General features: G+C 68.4%; 12 protein-coding genes. 2 read left to right on the top strand and 10 right to left on the bottom strand.

Features of this window, described 5'->3' with window-relative positions; genetic code table 11:
- Positions 1-83: 83 nt before the first annotated feature.
- Positions 84-626, bottom strand: coding sequence for a MarR family winged helix-turn-helix transcriptional regulator (locus tag L1885_RS09705; protein ID WP_235796622.1), 543 nt, complete (start codon positions 624-626; stop codon positions 84-86).
- Between the two features lie 108 nt (positions 627-734).
- On the opposite strand from L1885_RS09705, the gene L1885_RS09700 reads away from it, so the two are divergent.
- Both L1885_RS09700 and L1885_RS09695 read left to right on the top strand, forming a co-directional pair.
- Positions 735-947, top strand: a complete 213-nt coding sequence (locus L1885_RS09700) for a ferredoxin (RefSeq protein ID WP_268983880.1) — start codon at positions 735-737, stop codon at positions 945-947.
- A 100-nt stretch (positions 948-1,047) separates the two neighbouring features.
- Entirely contained in the window at positions 1,048-2,391 is a 1,344-nt protein-coding gene (locus tag L1885_RS09695; RefSeq protein WP_235796620.1) for a cytochrome P450, read from the top strand.
- A gap of 348 nt (positions 2,392-2,739) precedes the next feature.
- On the opposite strand, the gene tuf is transcribed toward L1885_RS09695, so the two are convergent.
- The 9 genes from tuf to L1885_RS09650 all read right to left on the bottom strand — a co-directional run bounded on the left by tuf (position 2,740) and on the right by L1885_RS09650 (position 18,061).
- A complete protein-coding gene (tuf, locus tag L1885_RS09690; RefSeq protein WP_235796619.1) occupies positions 2,740-3,933 on the bottom strand; it encodes an elongation factor Tu in 1,194 nt (397 codons plus the stop codon).
- Between the two features lie 191 nt (positions 3,934-4,124).
- On the bottom strand, positions 4,125-6,254 hold the full coding sequence (gene fusA / locus L1885_RS09685; RefSeq protein ID WP_235796618.1) for an elongation factor G: 2,130 nt from the start codon (positions 6,252-6,254) through the stop codon (positions 4,125-4,127).
- Positions 6,255-6,292: 38 nt separating this feature from the next.
- Positions 6,293-6,763, bottom strand: coding sequence for a 30S ribosomal protein S7 (rpsG, locus tag L1885_RS09680; RefSeq protein ID WP_225021014.1), 471 nt, complete (start codon positions 6,761-6,763; stop codon positions 6,293-6,295).
- A gap of 2 nt (positions 6,764-6,765) precedes the next feature.
- Entirely contained in the window at positions 6,766-7,137 is a 372-nt protein-coding gene (gene rpsL, locus L1885_RS09675; RefSeq protein WP_003948652.1) for a 30S ribosomal protein S12, read from the bottom strand.
- 463 nt (positions 7,138-7,600) lie between these two features.
- On the bottom strand, positions 7,601-11,506 hold the full coding sequence (locus L1885_RS09670; RefSeq protein WP_235796617.1) for a DNA-directed RNA polymerase subunit beta': 3,906 nt from the start codon (positions 11,504-11,506) through the stop codon (positions 7,601-7,603).
- A 125-nt stretch (positions 11,507-11,631) separates the two neighbouring features.
- Entirely contained in the window at positions 11,632-15,117 is a 3,486-nt protein-coding gene (gene rpoB, locus L1885_RS09665; protein WP_235796616.1) for a DNA-directed RNA polymerase subunit beta, read from the bottom strand.
- A 625-nt stretch (positions 15,118-15,742) separates the two neighbouring features.
- Positions 15,743-16,129, bottom strand: coding sequence for a 50S ribosomal protein L7/L12 (rplL, locus tag L1885_RS09660; protein ID WP_235796615.1), 387 nt, complete (start codon positions 16,127-16,129; stop codon positions 15,743-15,745).
- Positions 16,130-16,219: 90 nt separating this feature from the next.
- Positions 16,220-16,756 (bottom strand): 50S ribosomal protein L10, encoded by a 537-nt coding sequence (gene rplJ / locus L1885_RS09655; RefSeq protein WP_235796614.1) that lies wholly within the window; start codon positions 16,754-16,756, stop codon positions 16,220-16,222.
- A gap of 342 nt (positions 16,757-17,098) precedes the next feature.
- Positions 17,099-18,061 (bottom strand): SCO4651 family lipoprotein, encoded by a 963-nt coding sequence (locus L1885_RS09650; protein WP_235796613.1) that lies wholly within the window; start codon positions 18,059-18,061, stop codon positions 17,099-17,101.
- Positions 18,062-18,294 lie beyond the last annotated feature (233 nt).

The raw sequence follows: 18,294 nt of genomic DNA, 5'->3' as shown, positions 1-18,294 counted from the left end.
ACAGGCGCCCTCGGCCTCGCCGGGGCCCGGCCCGCGGCGGCGGCCCGCACACCCCGGCCCTCCCGTCGCCCCGGCCCGGCGGCTCAGTCCCGCGCGCGGTCCTCAGCGTCCTCGTCCGGCGGCCCCTCCCCGGTGCTCCCGCCGGCGCCCCGCGCGCCCCAGCCCGGCGTGAAGTCGAGGCGGCCGAGGACATCGACCGCGGCCATGATCCGTTCCGGGTCCACGCCGGCGAGACTTTCGGTCAGTTTCGCCTCGGCGGTCTGGACCACGCGCGCCAGGGTGTCCAGCCCGCGCCGGGTGGGCGCGACGAGCTGCACCCGGCGGTCGTCGCCGCTCTCCACCCGCTCCACGAGGCCCTGCTCCGCCAACTGGCTGACCTGGCGCGTGACATGGGGATGCCGCACGTCGAGCCGGCGGGCCAGCTCTCCCACCCGTAACGGTTCGGGCTCCTCCGCCAGCACGCGCAGCAGCGCCAGGCCCGCCCGGTCGATGGGCATGCCGGCCGCGGCGACCATTCGCGCGTGGACCGCGGTCCGCGTCAGGCTGTAGGCCAGCGCGCTCAGCACCGACTGCAGGGCGGTGATGCTCTCCGCGCGTGACGGGGGCGGCCCCGGAGTCGTCTCCACCCCCGCATCATGCCGGGCCGTACGTTTCCGGCCAACCAGCTGCGCGGACGCCCGAGGCCCCATTGCACGGCCCGCCTCCACCGGCGTATCACGTACTTAGGGTACGTAATGAAGGAGAAGCGCATGCACATCGAGATCGACCAGGACCGCTGCTGCGCCGCGGGACAGTGCGTCCTCGCGGCGGACGACATCTTCGACCAGCGGGACGAGGACGGCGTCGTCGTCCTCCTGGACCACGTGCCGGACAACGCGGACGCCCTCGCCCGCGCCCAGGAGGCGGCGGGGCTCTGCCCCGCGGGCGCCATCGACGTCAAGGACTGACGCCCCGGCCCGCACGGCGCTCCGCCGCCCCGCGCGAGGCACCGCGCGCTCCGCACCGTTCACTCGCTGACCCCCCACCGCAGTCAGGAGCACCCCCGCCATGACGGAGACAGCCCTTCCCACCACCGCGCACGGCACGGCGGACAGCACCGCCGCCACCGAGCCCGCGACCTGCCCGCACAGCGCCCCGCGGAACGCGCCGCTCGTCGCGCCGGACACCGCGGGTCCCGCCCCCGAGCACCCCCGCTACCCCCTCGCCCGCGCCGCCGGCTGCCCCTTCGACCCGCCGGCCGAGCTCGCCGGGCTCCGCGAGCACGAGCCCTTCTCCCGCGTACGGGTCTGGGACGGTACGCCGGCCTGGCTGGTCACCCGCTACCAGGACCAGCGCGCGATCCTCACCGACAGCAGGTTCAGTGCCGACGCCACCCGGCCGGGCTTCCCCACCCAGAGCCCCGGCATCGCCGCCCGCCGCAGGAGCGGCAACCCGCTCCCCTTCATCACCATGGACGACCCGGACCACAACCGGGTCCGCCGCATGTTCACGTCGTACTTCTCCGTCAAGCGCGCCAGGGCGCTGGTGCCCCGCCTGAACGAGATCATCGACGGGCTGCTCGACGACATGGAGCGCGCCGGCGCCCCGGTCGACCTGGTCTCGACGTTCGCCCTGCCGCTGCCGTCGCTCGTCATCGCGGAGATCCTCGGGGTGCCGCGCGAGGACCAGCACCTGTTCCAGTCCAGGTCCCGCGTCCTGATCTCCATGAACTCCACCGCCAACGAGACGATGGAGGCGATGGAGGAGCTGGGCTCCTACCTCGGCGACCTCATCGACGCGAAGGTCACCGACCCGCAGGACGACCTGATCAGCCAGGTGGCCGTGGACCACATGCTCACCGGCGGGACCACCCGCGCCCGGCTCGTCCAGGACGCGATGCTGCTGCTGATCGCGGGCCACGAGACCACGACCAACATGATCGCCCTCGGCACGCTCGCGCTCATGCGCAACCCCGCGCAGTTGAAGGCCGTGCGGGACGCCGAGGACCCGGCGGCCGTCGCGGGCGCCGTCGAGGAGCTGCTGCGCTACCTCACCATCGTCCACACCGGACGCCGGCGCCTGGCCACGGAGGACGTCGAGATCTCCGGGCAGCTCATCCGCGCGGGCGAGGGCGTGATCCTGTCGAACGACTCCGCCAACCGCGACGCGACCGTCTTCGACGACCCCGACGAACTCGACATCACCCGCCCCAACGCGCGACGCCACCTCGCCTTCGGCCAGGGCACCCACCAGTGCCTCGGCCAGAACCTCGCCCGGCAGGAACTGCAGCTCGCCTACCCGGCGCTGCTGCGGCGCTTCCCCGGCCTGCGCCCGGCGGTCGAGGAGGAGGCGATCCGCTACAAGCACGACGCGGTGGTCTACGGCGTCTACGAACTGCCCGTCGCCTGGTAGCAGGACCCCGCGCGCCCGGGCCGCCGGCACCGGCGCGCGAGCGACGTTCCGTGCCACCACCCGCGGGCGGGCACGGCCCCGGACGCGTTCGCGCGTCCGGGGCCACCCGTCGCCGGCCCGCGACCGCACGCCCCGCCTCCGCGGGGCACTCCCGTCCGGCCGGAGTGAGCACCCGGACCGCTCCGAAGCGGTACCCGGGCATGCGAAAGGGCCCCGCCCCCCGTCCCGAAGGACGAGGCGCGGGGCCCTCCCGTACTGACCGCTCACGGATCCGGGACGGTCCGGGGACCGCCACCGGATCAGGTCACCGCCCGCGGCGAACCGCGGACGGCCGTGACCGTCGTCCGCTTACTTGTTGATCTTGGTGACCTGGCCGGCGCCCACCGTACGACCACCCTCACGGATGGCGAACTTCAGGCCCTCCTCCATGGCGACCGGCTGGATCAGCGAGACCGACATGGTGGTGTTGTCGCCCGGCATGACCATCTCGGTGCCCTCGGGGAGGGTCACGACGCCGGTCACGTCCGTGGTACGGAAGTAGAACTGCGGGCGGTAGTTGTTGAAGAACGGGGTGTGACGGCCACCCTCGTCCTTCGACAGGATGTAGGCCTGGGCCTCGAACTCGGTGTGCGGCGTGACCGAACCGGGCTTGATGATGACCTGGCCGCGCTCGACGTCCTCGCGCTTGATGCCACGGAGGAGCAGACCGACGTTCTCACCGGCCTGGCCCTCGTCGAGCAGCTTGCGGAACATCTCGATGCCCGTGACCGTGGTCGTGGTCTTGTCCTGCTTGATGCCGATGATGTCAACGGTCTCGTTGACCTTCAGGACACCACGCTCGATACGGCCGGTGACGACCGTACCGCGACCGGTGATCGTGAAGACGTCCTCGATGGGCATGAGGAACGGCTTCTCGACGTCGCGCTCGGGCTGCGGGATCGCCTCGTCGACGGCGGCCATCAGGTCGAGGACCGTCTGGCCCCACTCCTTGTCGCCCTCGAGCGCCTTGAGCGCCGAGACCTTGACGACGGGAACGTCGTCGCCCGGGAATTCGTACTCGGTGAGGAGCTCACGGACCTCGAGCTCGACGAGCTCCAGGATCTCCTCGTCGTCCACCATGTCGGCCTTGTTCAGCGCGACGACGATGTACGGCACGCCGACCTGGCGGGCCAGGAGCACGTGCTCCTTGGTCTGCGGCATCGGGCCGTCGGTGGCGGCGACCACGAGGATGGCGCCGTCCATCTGCGCCGCACCCGTGATCATGTTCTTGATGTAGTCCGCGTGACCGGGGCAGTCGACGTGCGCGTAGTGACGCGACTCCGTCTGGTACTCGACGTGCGCGATGGAGATCGTGATACCGCGCTGGCGCTCCTCAGGAGCCTTGTCGATCTGGTCGAAGGCCGAGGCCTCGTTCAGGTCCGGGTACGCGTCGTGCAGCACCTTGGTAATGGCGGCCGTGAGGGTCGTCTTACCGTGGTCGATGTGACCGATGGTGCCGATGTTGACGTGCGGCTTAGTCCGCTCGAACTTCGCCTTCGCCACTGGGGTCCTCCTGGGGAGTGGTTCTGTACGCCTTACTCATCGGCGCCAGGGTGATCTTTGCTGGGATGCCGGTGCGCCCGGGGCGGTCCCCTCCGGAAACGGCGGATGACGCCGGTCCTTCGGGGAACGCCCCCTGGCGTCCCGGTGACAAGCCTAGAGCGTCTTGTCCGTCGGGCGTTTCGCCCTGTGGATTACTCGCCCTTGGCCTTCGCGATGATCTCCTCGGCGACGTTCCGGGGAACCTCGGCGTAGGAGTCGAACTGCATCGAGTAGCTTGCGCGACCCGAGGTCTTGCTGCGGAGGTCTCCGACGTAGCCGAACATCTCCGAAAGCGGCACGAGGCCCTTCACGACGCGGGCGCCGCTGCGCTCCTCCATGGCCTGGATCTGGCCACGGCGGGAGTTGATGTCGCCGATGACGTCACCCATGTAGTCCTCGGGGGTGGTGACCTCGACGGACATCATCGGCTCCAGGAGAACCGGGGACGCCTTGCGCGCCGCTTCCTTGAAGGCCTGCGAGCCGGCGATCTTGAACGCGAGCTCGGACGAGTCGACCTCGTGGAACGCGCCGTCGAGCAGGATGACACGCACACCCGTCATCTCGTACCCGGCGATGATGCCGAACTGCATGGCCTCCTGGGCACCGGCATCCACCGAAGGGATGTACTCCTTCGGGATGCGGCCACCGGTGACCTTGTTCACGAACTCGTAGGCCGCGTCGCCGCCCTCGATGGGCTCGATCGCGATCTGCACCTTCGCGAACTGACCGGTACCACCGGTCTGCTTCTTGTGGGTGTAGTCCACCCGCTCGACGGCCTTGCGGATCGTCTCACGGTAGGCGACCTGCGGCTTGCCGACGTTCGCCTCGACGCGGAACTCGCGCTTCATGCGGTCGACGAGCACCTCGAGGTGGAGCTCGCCCATGCCACCGATGATGGTCTGGCCGGTCTCCTCCTCGGAGTGGACCTGGAAGGAGGGGTCCTCCTCCGCGAGGCGCTGGATGGCGACACCCAGACGCTCCTGGTCACCCTTGGACTTGGGCTCGATCGCGACCTCGATGACCGGCGCCGGGAAGTCCATGGACTCCAGGATCACCGGGTTCTTCTCGTCGCTCAGCGTCTCACCGGTGGTGGTCTGCTTCAGGCCCATGACGGCGACGATGTCACCGGCGCCCACCGACTCGATCTCCTCACGCTTGTTCGCGTGCATGCGGTAGATCTTGCCGATGCGCTCCTTGCGGCCCTTCACCGAGTTGAGGACGGCGGTGCCGGCCTCGAGACGGCCCGAGTACACCCGGACGAAGGTGAGCTTGCCCAGGTGCGGGTCGCTCGCGATCTTGAAGGCAAGACCGGAGAACGGCTCGTCGTCGGAGGGCTTGCGCGAGACGACCTTCTCCGGGTCCTTGACGTCGTGGCCGTCCACGGCACCGACGTCGAGGGGGGAAGGCAGGTAGCGCACGACCGCGTCGAGCAGGGGCTGGACGCCCTTGTTCTTGAACGCGGTGCCACAGAACACGGGGGTGACCGTGACGGAGTCCGCGGCGCCCTTCGACGCCAGCGTGATCCGGCGGATCGCGTCGTGCATCTGCTCCACGGTGGGCTCCTGGCCCTCCAGGTAGAGCTCCATCATCGCGTCGTCGTGCTCCGCGACGGCCTCGACGAGCTTGCCGTGCCACTCTTCAGCGGCCTCGGTGTGCGTCGCCGGGATGTCGACGACGTCGTACATCTCGCCCTTGGTCGCCTCGGCGGACCACACGAGCGCCTTCATCGACACGAGGTCGACGACGCCCTTGAAGTCGGCCTCGGTGCCGATCGGGAGCTGCATGACCAGCGGCACCGCACCGAGGCGGTCGACGATCATGTCGACGCAGCGGTGGAACTCGGCGCCGGTGCGGTCCAGCTTGTTGACGAAGCAGATGCGGGGCACGCCGTAACGGTCGGCCTGACGCCACACCGTCTCGGACTGCGGCTCCACACCGGCGACACCGTCGAACACGGTGACGGCACCGTCGAGCACGCGCAGCGAACGCTCCACCTCGACGGTGAAGTCGACGTGGCCCGGCGTGTCGATGATGTTGATGGTGTGGTCGACCTCGTTGAGCGGCCAGTGGCAGGTCGTCGCGGCGGACGTGATCGTGATGCCGCGCTCCTGCTCCTGCTCCATCCAGTCCATCGTGGCAGCGCCGTCGTGGACTTCACCGATCTTGTAGGAAACACCGGTGTAGAAGAGGATCCGCTCGGTGGTGGTCGTCTTGCCCGCGTCGATGTGGGCCATGATCCCGATGTTGCGGACCTTGGCCAGGTCAAGCGAAGTGGTGGCCATGAGGCTCAATCTTCTCTCGGTCTCGATGTGGGTTGCGACTACCAGCGGTAGTGCGCGAAGGCCTTGTTGGACTCGGCCATCTTGTGCGTGTCCTCGCGCTTCTTGACCGAAGCGCCGAGGCCGTTGGAGGCGTCGAGCAGTTCGTTCATCAGACGCTCGGTCATGGTCTTCTCACGACGAGCACGCGAGTAACCGACCAGCCAGCGCAGCGCGAGGGTGGAGGCGCGACCGGGCTTGACCTCGATCGGCACCTGGTAGGTGGCACCACCGACACGGCGGGACTTGACCTCGAGAGCGGGCTTGACGTTCTCGAGGGCGCGCTTCAGCGTGATGACCGGGTCGTTGCCGGTCTTGTCACGGAGGCCTTCCATGGCGCCGTACACGATCCGCTCAGCGGTCGAACGCTTGCCGTTCAGCAGGATCTTGTTGATGAGGGAGGTGACAAGAGGAGAACCGTAGACCGGGTCGATGATGACCGGGCGCTTCGGGGCGGGGCCCTTACGAGGCATTCTTACTTCTCCTTCTTGGCGCCGTAACGGCTGCGGGCCTGCTTGCGGTTCTTGACACCCTGGGTGTCGAGCGAACCGCGGATGATCTTGTACCGAACACCCGGCAGGTCCTTCACACGGCCGCCACGCACGAGCACGATCGAGTGCTCCTGCAGGTTGTGTCCCTCACCCGGGATGTAGGCCGTGACCTCGATGCCCGAGGTCAGACGCACACGCGCGACCTTGCGCAGGGCCGAGTTCGGCTTCTTCGGGGTGGTCGTGAACACACGCGTGCAGACCCCGCGGCGCTGAGGGGAGCCCTCAAGTGCGGGGGTCTTGTTCTTCTCGACCTTGTCCTGCCGGCCCTTGCGGACCAGCTGCTGGATCGTAGGCACTACTTCTCCGATTCTGTGTGCCGTTCGTAAAGCTAACCTGGAACATCGCCGACCCACGCGGTCGGGTGTGTCGAATACCGCGGACCCCCGCCGGCAAGCGGGGAAAGCACGGATTGCGGTGGCCGTGTAGATGAGCTCTTCACGCGGCTGAGGACACGCGCGAGAGCCCAGGCACACCCCAGGCACAAGACTTGAGCGTACCCACCTTGTCGACCCAGGTCAAAATACTCAGTCTTACCCGCCCCACGCCCTCGGCGAACACCCGACGCGGCGGCTATCGGAGGCGGTCCGCCGCGACGGAGGGTCGCGGCCCGTCACAGCAGGCACCCGCCCCGCTCCCCCGGCCGGCGGGCCACGCCACGCGTGGCCAAGGCCGACGGCACCCTTGAAAAGCAGAGGGCGGCCACCCCCGAAGGGATGGCCGCCCTCTCAGTGCATCAGGCACTCACGCAGGCTCGACGCCTCACTGGTTGTACGGACCGTAGTCGTAGTCCTCCAGCGGAACGGCCTGGCCGGAGCCCGTGCCGAACGGCGAGTAGTCGATGTCGTCGTAGCCGACGGCCGAGTACATCGCGGCCTTGGCCTCCTCGGTCGGCTCGACCCGGATGTTGCGGTAGCGGGACAGGCCCGTACCGGCCGGGATGAGCTTACCGATGATGACGTTCTCCTTGAGGCCGATCAGGGAGTCCGACTTGGCGTTGATCGCCGCGTCGGTCAGGACCCTGGTCGTCTCCTGGAAGGACGCCGCCGACAGCCACGACTCGGTGGCCAGCGAGGCCTTGGTGATGCCCATCAGCTGCGGACGGCCGGAGGCCGGCTGGCCGCTCTCGCGCACCACGCGACGGTTCTCGGTCTCGAACTTCGAGCGCTCGACCAGCTCGCCGGGCAGCAGCTCCGCGTCGCCCGACTCGATGATCGTGACCCGGCGCAGCATCTGCCGGATGATGATCTCGATGTGCTTGTCGTGGATCGACACACCCTGCGAGTTGTAGACCTTCTGGACTTCGCCGACCAGGTGCACCTGCACCGCGCGCTGGCCGAGGATGCGCAGCACGTCGTGCGGGTTGGTGGCACCCACGGTGAGCTTCTGGCCCACCTCGACGTGGTCGCCCTCGCCCACCAGGAGCCGGGCGCGCTTCGAGATCGGGAACGCCGTCTCGTCGCTGCCGTCGTCCGGGGTGACGATGATCTTCTTGGTCTTCTCGGTCTCCTCGATACGGACGCGGCCTGCCGCCTCCGAGATCGGGGCGACACCCTTGGGCGTACGGGCCTCGAACAGCTCGACGACACGCGGCAGACCCTGCGTGATGTCGTCACCGGCCACACCACCGGTGTGGAAGGTACGCATCGTCAGCTGGGTGCCGGGCTCACCGATGGACTGGGCGGCGATGATGCCGACCGCCTCACCGATGTCGACCAGCTTGCCGGTGGCCAGCGAGCGGCCGTAGCAGAACGCACAGGTGCCGACGGCCGACTCGCAGGTCAGGACCGAACGGGTCTTGACCTCCTCGACACCGGCCGCGACGAGCGCGTCGATGAGCACGTCGCCCAGGTCGACGTTGGCCGGCGCGATGACCTTGCCGTCCACGACGACGTCCTCGGCGAGCATGCGCGCGTACACGGACGTCTCGACGTCCTCGGCCTTGCGCAGCACACCGTCGGTGCCCCGGTCCGCGATCTTCAGCTTGAGGCCGCGGTCGGTGCCGCAGTCCTCCTCGCGGATGATCACGTCCTGCGAGACGTCCACCAGACGACGGGTCAGGTAACCCGAGTCGGCGGTACGCAGAGCGGTGTCGGCCAGACCCTTGCGGGCACCGTGCGTGGAGATGAAGTACTCCAGCACGGACAGGCCTTCACGGAAGGACGCCTTGATGGGACGCGGGATCGTCTCGTTCTTGGCGTTCGACACCAGACCGCGCATACCGGCGATCTGGCGCATCTGCATCATGTTTCCGCGCGCACCCGAGTTCACCATCATGAAGATGGGGTTCGTCTTCGGGAAGTTCTCGTTCATGGCCTCGGCGACCTCGTTCGTCGCCTTGGTCCAGATCGCGATGAGCTCCTGCGTGCGCTCGTCCTTCGTGATCAGGCCACGCTCGTACTGCTTCTGGACCTTCTCGTCCTGCGCCTCGTAGCCCGCGACGATCTCCTTCTTCGCCTCGGGAACGACGACGTCGGAGATGGCCACGGTGACACCGGAGCGGGTGGCCCAGAAGAAGCCGGCCGCCTTCAGGTTGTCGAGCGTCGCCGCCACGATGACCTTCGGGTAGCGCTCGGCGAGGTCGTTGACGATCTCCGAGAGCTGCTTCTTGCCGACCGAGTAGTCCACGAACGGGTAGTCCTCGGGCAGCAGCTCGTTGAAGAGCGCGCGCCCCAGGGTCGTCCGCAGCCGGAACGGGTCGCCGGCCTGCCACTGGGCGTCCGGCTCGCCGTCCTCGTTCAGCGGGGGCGTCCAGCCGCGCGGCGGGATGGTGCCCACCGGGAAGCGGATGTCGACCTTCGCCTGCAGCGACAGCTCGCGGTTGTCGAACGCCATGGTGGCCTCGGCGGTGGAGCCGAAGGACCGGTCCACACCGATGACCTTGCGCTCTTCCTCGTCCGTCGTGAGGAAGAACAGGCCCAGCACCATGTCCTGGGTCGGCATGGTGACGGGACGGCCGTCGGCCGGCTTCAGGATGTTGTTCGAGGACAGCATCAGGATGCGGGCCTCGGCCTGCGCCTCCGCTGACAGCGGCAGGTGCACGGCCATCTGGTCGCCGTCGAAGTCCGCGTTGAACGCGGTGCACACGAGCGGGTGGATCTGGATGGCCTTGCCCTCGACCAGCTGCGGCTCGAAGGCCTGGATGCCGAGGCGGTGCAGGGTCGGCGCGCGGTTGAGCAGCACGGGGTGCTCTGCGATGACCTCTTCGAGGACGTCGTAGACGACCGTGCGGCCGCGCTCGACCATGCGCTTCGCCGACTTGATGTTCTGCGCGTGGTTCAGGTCGACCAGGCGCTTCATCACGAACGGCTTGAACAGCTCCAGCGCCATCGCCTTCGGCAGACCGCACTGGTGCAGCTTGAGCTGCGGACCGACGACGATCACGGAACGCGCCGAGTAGTCGACGCGCTTGCCGAGGAGGTTCTGGCGGAAGCGGCCCTGCTTGCCCTTGAGCATGTCGGACAGCGACTTCAGCGGACGGTTGCCGGGGCCCGTGACCGGGCGGCCGCGGCGGCCGTTGTCGAAGAGCGCGTCCACGGCCTCCTGGAGCATGCGCTTCTCGTTGTTCACGATGATCTCGGGGGCACCGAGGTCGAGAAGGCGCTTCAGGCGGTTGTTGCGGTTGATCACGCGGCGGTACAGGTCGTTGAGGTCGGAGGTCGCGAAGCGGCCACCGTCCAGCTGCACCATCGGACGCAGGTCCGGCGGGATGACCGGCACGCAGTCCAGCACCATGCCCTTGGGGCTGTTGCTGGTCTGCAGGAACGCGGAGACGACCTTGAGGCGCTTGAGCGCACGGGTCTTCTTCTGGCCCTTGCCGGTGCGGATGATCTCGCGGAGGCGCTCGGCCTCCTCGTTGAGGTCGAAGGACTCCAGGCGCTTCTGCAGCGCGGCGGCGCCCATCGAACCGTCGAAGTACGTGCCGAAGCGGTCACGCAGCTCGCGGTAGAGGAGCTCGTCGCCCTCCAGGTCCTGCACCTTGAGGTTCTTGAAGCGGTTCCAGACCTCGTCCAGGCGGTCGATCTCGCGCTGCGCGCGGTCGCGGAGCTGCTTCATCTCGCGCTCGGCGCCCTCGCGCACCTTGCGGCGCACGTCCGCCTTGGCGCCCTCGGCCTCCAGCTCGGCCAGGTCGGTCTCGAGCTTCTTGGCGCGGGCCTCCAGGTCGGAGTCGCGGCGGTTCTCGACCTGCTGGCGCTCGACGGAGACGTGGGCCTCCAGCGAGGGCAGGTCGCGGGTGCGGCGCTCCTCGTCGACGTACGTGATCATGTACGCGGCGAAGTAGATGACCTTCTCGAGGTCCTTCGGCGCGAGGTCGAGCAGGTAGCCGAGGCGGGAGGGAACGCCCTTGAAGTACCAGATGTGGGTGACGGGAGCGGCCAGCTCGATGTGGCCCATCCGCTCGCGGCGCACCTTGGCGCGCGTGACCTCGACGCCACAGCGCTCACAGATGATGCCCTTGAAGCGGACACGCTTGTACTTGCCGCAGTAGCACTCCCAGTCCCGGGTGGGGCCGAAGATCTTCTCGCAGAAGAGTCCGTCCTTCTCGGGCTTGAGGGTGCGGTAGTTGATGGTCTCCGGCTTCTTCACCTCGCCGTGGGACCAGGTACGAATGTCGTCCGCGGTGGCCAGGCCGATCCGCAGCTCGTCGAAGAAGTTGACGTCGAGCACTATGCGTCAATCCCTCTCAGGGTTGTGTCTGAAGGTCTGATGGGGGCCTCCACGCGGGGAGCGTGGAGGAGGGTCCGAGGTGGCCGCCGGGGGCCCGCAGGAGCGGGACCCCGGCAGCCGACCCGTCAGACCTCTTCGACGCTGCTCGGCTCCCGCCGGGACAGGTCGATGCCGAGCTCCTCCGCCGCACGGAACACGTCCTCGTCCGTGTCCCGCATCTCGATGGACATGCCGTCCGAGGACAGCACCTCCACGTTGAGGCAGAGCGACTGCATTTCCTTGATGAGCACCTTGAAGGACTCGGGGATGCCGGGCTCGGGGATGTTCTCGCCCTTGACGATGGCCTCGTAGACCTTCACGCGGCCGGTGACGTCGTCGGACTTGATCGTCAGGAGCTCCTGGAGGGCGTAGGCGGCGCCGTACGCCTCCAGCGCCCACACCTCCATCTCGCCGAAGCGCTGACCACCGAACTGCGCCTTACCACCCAGCGGCTGCTGGGTGATCATCGAGTACGGACCGGTCGAACGGGCGTGGAGCTTGTCGTCGACCAGGTGGTGCAGCTTGAGGATGTACATGTACCCGACCGAGATCGGGTCCGGGAACGGCTCGCCGGAGCGGCCGTCGAACATCCGGGCCTTGCCGGACGGCTGCACCATGCGCTCGCCGTCGCGGTTCGGGATGGTGTGCTCCAGCAGGCCGGCCAGCTCGTCCTCGCGGGCGCCGTCGAAGACCGGGGTCGCCACGTTGGTGCGCGGGGCGACCTGGTCGGCGCCGATGCCCTGGAGGCGCTGGGCCCATTCCTCGCCGAGCGAGGAGACGTCCCAGCCCTGGCTGGCGAGCCAGCCGAGATGGATCTCCAGGACCTGTCCCGGGTTCATGCGGGACGGGACGCCCAGCGGGTTGAGGATGATGTCGACCGGGGTGCCGTCCTCCAGGAACGGCATGTCCTCGATCGGCAGGATCTTCGAGATGACGCCCTTGTTGCCGTGGCGGCCGGCCAGCTTGTCGCCGTCCGTGATCTTGCGCTTCTGCGCCACGTACACGCGGACCAGCTGGTTGACGCCGGGCGGCAGCTCGTCGCCCTCCTCGCGGTCGAAGACGCGCACGCCGATGACCTTGCCGGTCTCGCCGTGCGGCACCTTCAGCGAGGTGTCGCGGACCTCGCGCGCCTTCTCGCCGAAGATCGCGCGCAGCAGCCGCTCCTCGGGCGTCAGCTCGGTCTCGCCCTTGGGCGTGACCTTGCCGACGAGGATGTCGGTGTCGCGGACCTCGGCGCCGATGCGGATGATGCCGCGCTCGTCGAGGTCGGCGAGGACCTCCTCGGAGACGTTCGGGATGTCCCGGGTGATCTCCTCGGGGCCGAGCTTGGTGTCACGGGCGTCGACCTCGTGCTCCTCGATGTGGATCGAGGAGAGGACGTCGTCCTGCACCAGGCGCTGGCTGAGGATGATCGCGTCCTCGTAGTTGTGGCCCTCCCACGGCATGAACGCGACGAGCAGGTTCTTGCCGAGCGCCATCTCGCCGAGCTCCGTGGCCGGACCGTCGGCGAGCACCTGGCCCTCGATGACCCGGTCGCCCTCGGAGACGACGACCTTCTGGTTGACCGAGGTGCCCTGGTTGGAGCGGAAGAACTTCGCGATCCGGTACGTGTTGTACGTGCCGTCGTCGTTGGTGACGGTGATGTAGTCCGCGGAGACCTCCTGGACCACACCCGCCTTCTCCGCCTTGATGACGTCACCGGCGTCGACCGCACAGCGGTACTCCATGCCGGTGCCGACGAGCGGCGCCTCGGACGTGATCAGGGGCACGGCCTGACGCATCATGTTCGCGCCCATGAGGGCGCGGTTGGCGTCGTCGTGCTCCAGGAAGGGGATCATGGCCGTCGCGACGGACACCATCTGGCGCGGCGAGACGTCCATGTAGTCGACGTCGTCGCCCGGCACGTAGTCGACCTCGCCGCCGCGGCGGCGGACGAGCACGCGGGTCTCCTCGAACCGCAGCTCGTCGGTCAGCGGCGCGTTGGCCTGGGCGATGACGAAGCGGTCCTCCTCGTCGGCGGTCAGGTAGTCGACCTCGTCGGTGACGACACCGTCGGTGACCCGGCGGTAGGGCGTCTCGACGAAGCCGAACGCGTTGACCCGGCCGTACGACGCGAGCGAGCCGATCAGGCCGATGTTCGGGCCTTCCGGGGTCTCGATCGGGCACATGCGGCCGTAGTGCGAGGGGTGCACGTCGCGGACCTCGAAGCCGGCCCGCTCACGGGAGAGACCACCGGGGCCGAGCGCCGACAGGCGGCGCTTGTGGGTGAGCCCGGAGAGCGGGTTGTTCTGGTCCATGAACTGCGACAGCTGGCTGGTGCCGAAGAACTCCTTGATGGAGGCGACGACCGGCCGGATGTTGATCAGCGTCTGCGGCGTGATCGCCTCGACGTCCTGCGTCGTCATGCGCTCGCGCACGACGCGCTCCATCCGCGCCAGGCCCGTGCGGACCTGGTTCTGGATGAGCTCGCCGACGTTGCGCAGGCGGCGGTTGCCGAAATGGTCGATGTCGTCGGTCTCGACGACGATCTCCGACCCGCTGGAGCTGACCGTCTCGGTCTCGCCGGCGTGCAGCTTGACCAGGTACTTGATGGTCGCGATGACGTCGTCGGTGGTGAGTACGCCGGCGTCCAGCGGCTCGTCCGCGCCGAGCTTCTTGTTGACCTTGTAGCGGCCGACCTTCGCGAGGTCGTAGCGCTTCGGGTTGAAGTAGAGGTTCTCCAGGAGCGTCTGGGCGGCCTCACGCGTGGGGGGCTCGCCCGGACGCAGCTTGCGGTAGATGTCGAGCAGCGCGTCGTCCTGGCCCTGGGTGTGGTCCTTCTCCAGGGTGGCGCGCATCGACTCGTACTCGCCGAACTCGTCCAGGATCTGCTCGGTGGTCCACCCGAGCGCCTTGAGCAGGACGGTCACGGACTGCTTGCGCTTGCGGTCGATGCGGACACCGACCATGTCGCGCTTGTCGATCTCCATCTCCAGCCAGGCACCCCGGGACGGGATGATCTTCGCGGAGAAGATGTCCTTGTCGGAGGTCTTGTCGATGGAGGAGTCGAAGTAGACACCCGGCGAGCGGACGAGCTGCGACACCACGACACGCTCGGTGCCGTTGATGACGAAGGTGCCCTTGTTGGTCATGAGCGGGAAGTCGCCCATGAAGACCGTCTGCGACTTGATCTCGCCGGTCTCGTTGTTCGTGAACTCGGCCGTGACGAAGAGCGGGGCGGCGAACGTGAAGTCGCGCTCCTTGCACTCGTCGATCGAGTTCTTCGGGGGCTCGAAACGGTGGTCGCGGAACGTCAGCGACATCGACCCGGAGAAGTCCTCGATCGGGGAGATCTCTTCGAAGATCTCCTCGAGACCGGACTTCCTGGGGACGTCCTGTCCGTTGTCCAGAGCCGCCTCGACGCGAGCCTTCCACGCGGCATTGCCGAGCAGCCAGTCGAAGCTCTCGGTCTGGAGCGCGAGCAGGTTCGGAACCTCGAGAGGCTCCTTGATCTTTGCAAAGGAGATGCGCAGCGGGGCGGTGCTTGCGCCGTTGTTCGTATTCGTGGTCGAGGCGTTGCGCGAGGCGGCCAAGAGGGGGTCCTTCCGAGGGCTCGGACTCACTACGCGCGTGCCGGTCCCCCGTAGGGCGCGGAGAGGGAAAGCCCTGCTGAGGGCCTTCGATCGCCGGTGCTCGTACGAGAGGGTGCCCCTGGTGACGGGCAGGGGACAGCTAACAGGCAGCGCAAAGGGACAGTGTAGCCACTTGGCACACTGATGTCCAGAGCGGGTTTTGGGAGACCCTCGTTGTCCTCAACACCCTCGCTGCTACTGCCGTCCATACGACGGCCCTGCCCGGTGGGAACCGCCGCAGAGCCCGGTGCCGAAGCACCACCCCGTTACTTCCCACATCGCCGCCGATCCATGCCTCGGAATCGGATCGACTGCGACGACGCGTCCCTGAGAATTGCGCGCCTCGTGCGGTTCGTCAAGGCCCCCGCCCACCCGGGCCCCGACCCCGGAACCCCGGCCCCGCGCCCGGAACGGACGCGGAGTCGCGGACGATGATCACGATAGCGGCAGGCCGGGGGAACTCAAGCCATCGGCCGCGCGAACGGCGAAGGACGACCACCCGGATGGATGATCGTCCTTCGCGTCAACACGCTGCGCGGCCGTCAGCCGCGCTCAGTGCACTCGGGGCGCCGCGGGGCGCCTCGGGTCACTTGACCTCGACGGAGGCGCCGGCGCCCTTGAGGGACTCGGCGGCCTTGTCAGCGGCCTCCTTGGCGACCTTCTCGAGGACGGGCTTCGGGGCGCCGTCCACGAGGTCCTTGGCCTCCTTCAGGCCGAGCGAGGTGAGCTCGCGCACGACCTTGATGACCTGGATCTTCTTGTCGCCGGCGCCCGTGAGGATGACGTCGAACTCGTCCTGCTCGGCAGCGGCCTCGGCGGCCGGGGCACCCGGGCCCGCGACGGCGGCGGCGGCGACCGGGGCGGCGGCGGTGACGTCGAACTTGTCCTCGAACGCCTTCACGAACTCGGAGAGCTCGATGAGGGTCATCTCTTCGAACTGGGCGAGCAGGTCGTCCTGGCTGAGCTTCGCCATGATGGCGGTCCTTCCACTAATTCGGCTGGTGCCGGGTGTACATGTCGGCGGGCACGGGGCCCGCAGCGGCCTTACGGCCAGAACGCCGAGTTACTCGGCACCGCCCTGCTCGTCGGCTTCCTTCTTGGCACGAAGCGCCTCCGCGGTGCGGACGAACTTCGAGGGGAGCGCCTGGAAGAGCGCGGCAGCCTGGGAGGGCTTCGCCTTCATGGCGCCCGCCAGCTTGGCGAGCAGAACCTCGCGGGACTCGAGGTCCGCAAGCTTCTTGATCTCGTCGGCGGACAGCGCCTTGCCGTCAAGGACACCGCCCTTGATGACGAGGTTCGGGTTGTCCTTGGCGAAGTCACGAAGACCCTTCGCCGACGTCACCGGGTCACCGGTGACGAAGGCCACAGCCGTCGGACCCGCGAACAGGTCGTCCAGCGTGTTGATCCCGGCCTCGTTGGCCGCGATCTTGGTCAGCGTGTTCTTCACCACGGCGTACTGGGCGTTCTCACCGAGCGAACGGCGCAGCTCCTTGAGCTGCGCCACGGTGAGACCCCGGTACTCGGTCAGCACTGCGGCGTTCGAGCTGCGGAACTGCTCCGTCAGCTCGGCCACCGCGGCGGCCTTGTCGGGCCTTGCCATGAGCGTCGGCCTCCTTCCGGGTGATGAGGACCGCTCTCGGAAGGGGCTGAACAAAACGAAACGCCCCGGCACAGGTGCACGGGGCGTTGCTCGACCGGAACGGCACGTCGTGTCGCCGTACGGGAGCTGTCCACTGTCACCTGCGCAGGCCGTCCGCAGCTAGCGGATCCTTCGGACACCGGCCCTCTTGCGAGCGCACGGTGACAACCAGCGGTCTTTGGCTTCATGGGGAGAGTACGGGAGAGCGGCCACGCCAGGCAAATCCGCCCCCGGCCGGCTGCCGGGCTGCCACGGACGGGGTGTCCGCGGCCGTTCGGCAGCCGTGCCGCGAGGCGGCCGGGGTCAGGACGTGGCGCCGCCCTGGATCTGCTTCATCATCTCCTCCAGCGTGAACGTCTGGCCGGCGGGAGGCGTCGGGACCGAGGCCGCCTTCGCGGAGAAGTCCGACAGGTGCTCGCGGATCGTGATCCGGCCGGCGGAGGTGTCCATCGCGATGTCCATCCGCACGGGGAAGCTGTCGCCGCCCACCCACACGTCGAGGTTCTCCGCGGTGACGCCGGCCTGCTTCATGCTGTCGCCCAGCTGCTTGCGGTCGGCGGCCGACAGCCCCTTCACGGCGGAGCTGGACTTCAGCGCCTCGTCGATCGTGAGGTGCCCCTTGTAGTGCTGGGTCTTCACGCCGTCGACGGTCTCGGCGCCGACGCGGGAGATCTGCGGCGCCTGGAGCAGGGAGGCCAGCTGCTGCGCCGGGTTCTGCTGGTTCTGGAAGGAGCTGTTGACGAGGTCGGACGTGGCCTGGCCGCCGCCGGGCGCCTGCTTGGCCATCGCGGCGAGGTCCATCTTCAGCCACCGCTTGCCGCCGAGCGCCTCGCCGAGCTGAGGCTCGCTCTTGATCTCCGACGAGAAGTCCATGTACATGGTCGTGCCGACCATCAGCTCGCGCATCCGCCCCGGCGCGCCCGCGCCCAGCGCGGAGGTGTCCATGGTCATGTCCATCACGGCCGGGGACCAGCCGAGGGTGCCGGACGCCTTCATCGTCGTCGGTCCCGTCGTGCCCGCCGTCCCGGCCGTGGCGGGCATGCCCATCTCCATGGTGAACTTCGCGGACTTGTAGTCCGACAGCTTCTCGTACGCCGCCGTCACCGCCTCGGCCGGCGAGTTCACCGTCCCCTGCGCGGCCTTGGGCTTGGCCGAGCCCGCCGCCTTCGACCCACCGTCGTCCCCCTGGCAGCCCGCCACCGTCACGACCGCCGCCAGCGCCGCCGTCACCGCGAACGCCCCACGCCTGCCGACCGATGCCTTCATGCTTTCCCCCACCCCGAATGTCTTCTGTCGTGCGTCCGGCACCCAACTGGTGGCGGATGCAAGGAGAATACGCCCGGCCGGAGAGCCGTCGGCTGCCTCGTGGGTCACATCCCTGCCACAGCCTGATCAGCGCCGGCGCACAGGAGGGGCACGGGCCGCCGCGCCTCGGGTGCGCGCCCGCGGCGCGGGATCGGAGCGCCGCCGCACGGTCGCGGCGAGCGGCACGCGCCGGT

It is taken from the genome of Streptomyces fuscigenes, assembly GCF_021556455.1.
GTDB classification, from domain to species: Bacteria; Actinomycetota; Actinomycetes; order Streptomycetales; family Streptomycetaceae; genus Streptomyces; species Streptomyces fuscigenes.
This window is presented reverse-complemented; position numbering and strand designations above follow the sequence as displayed.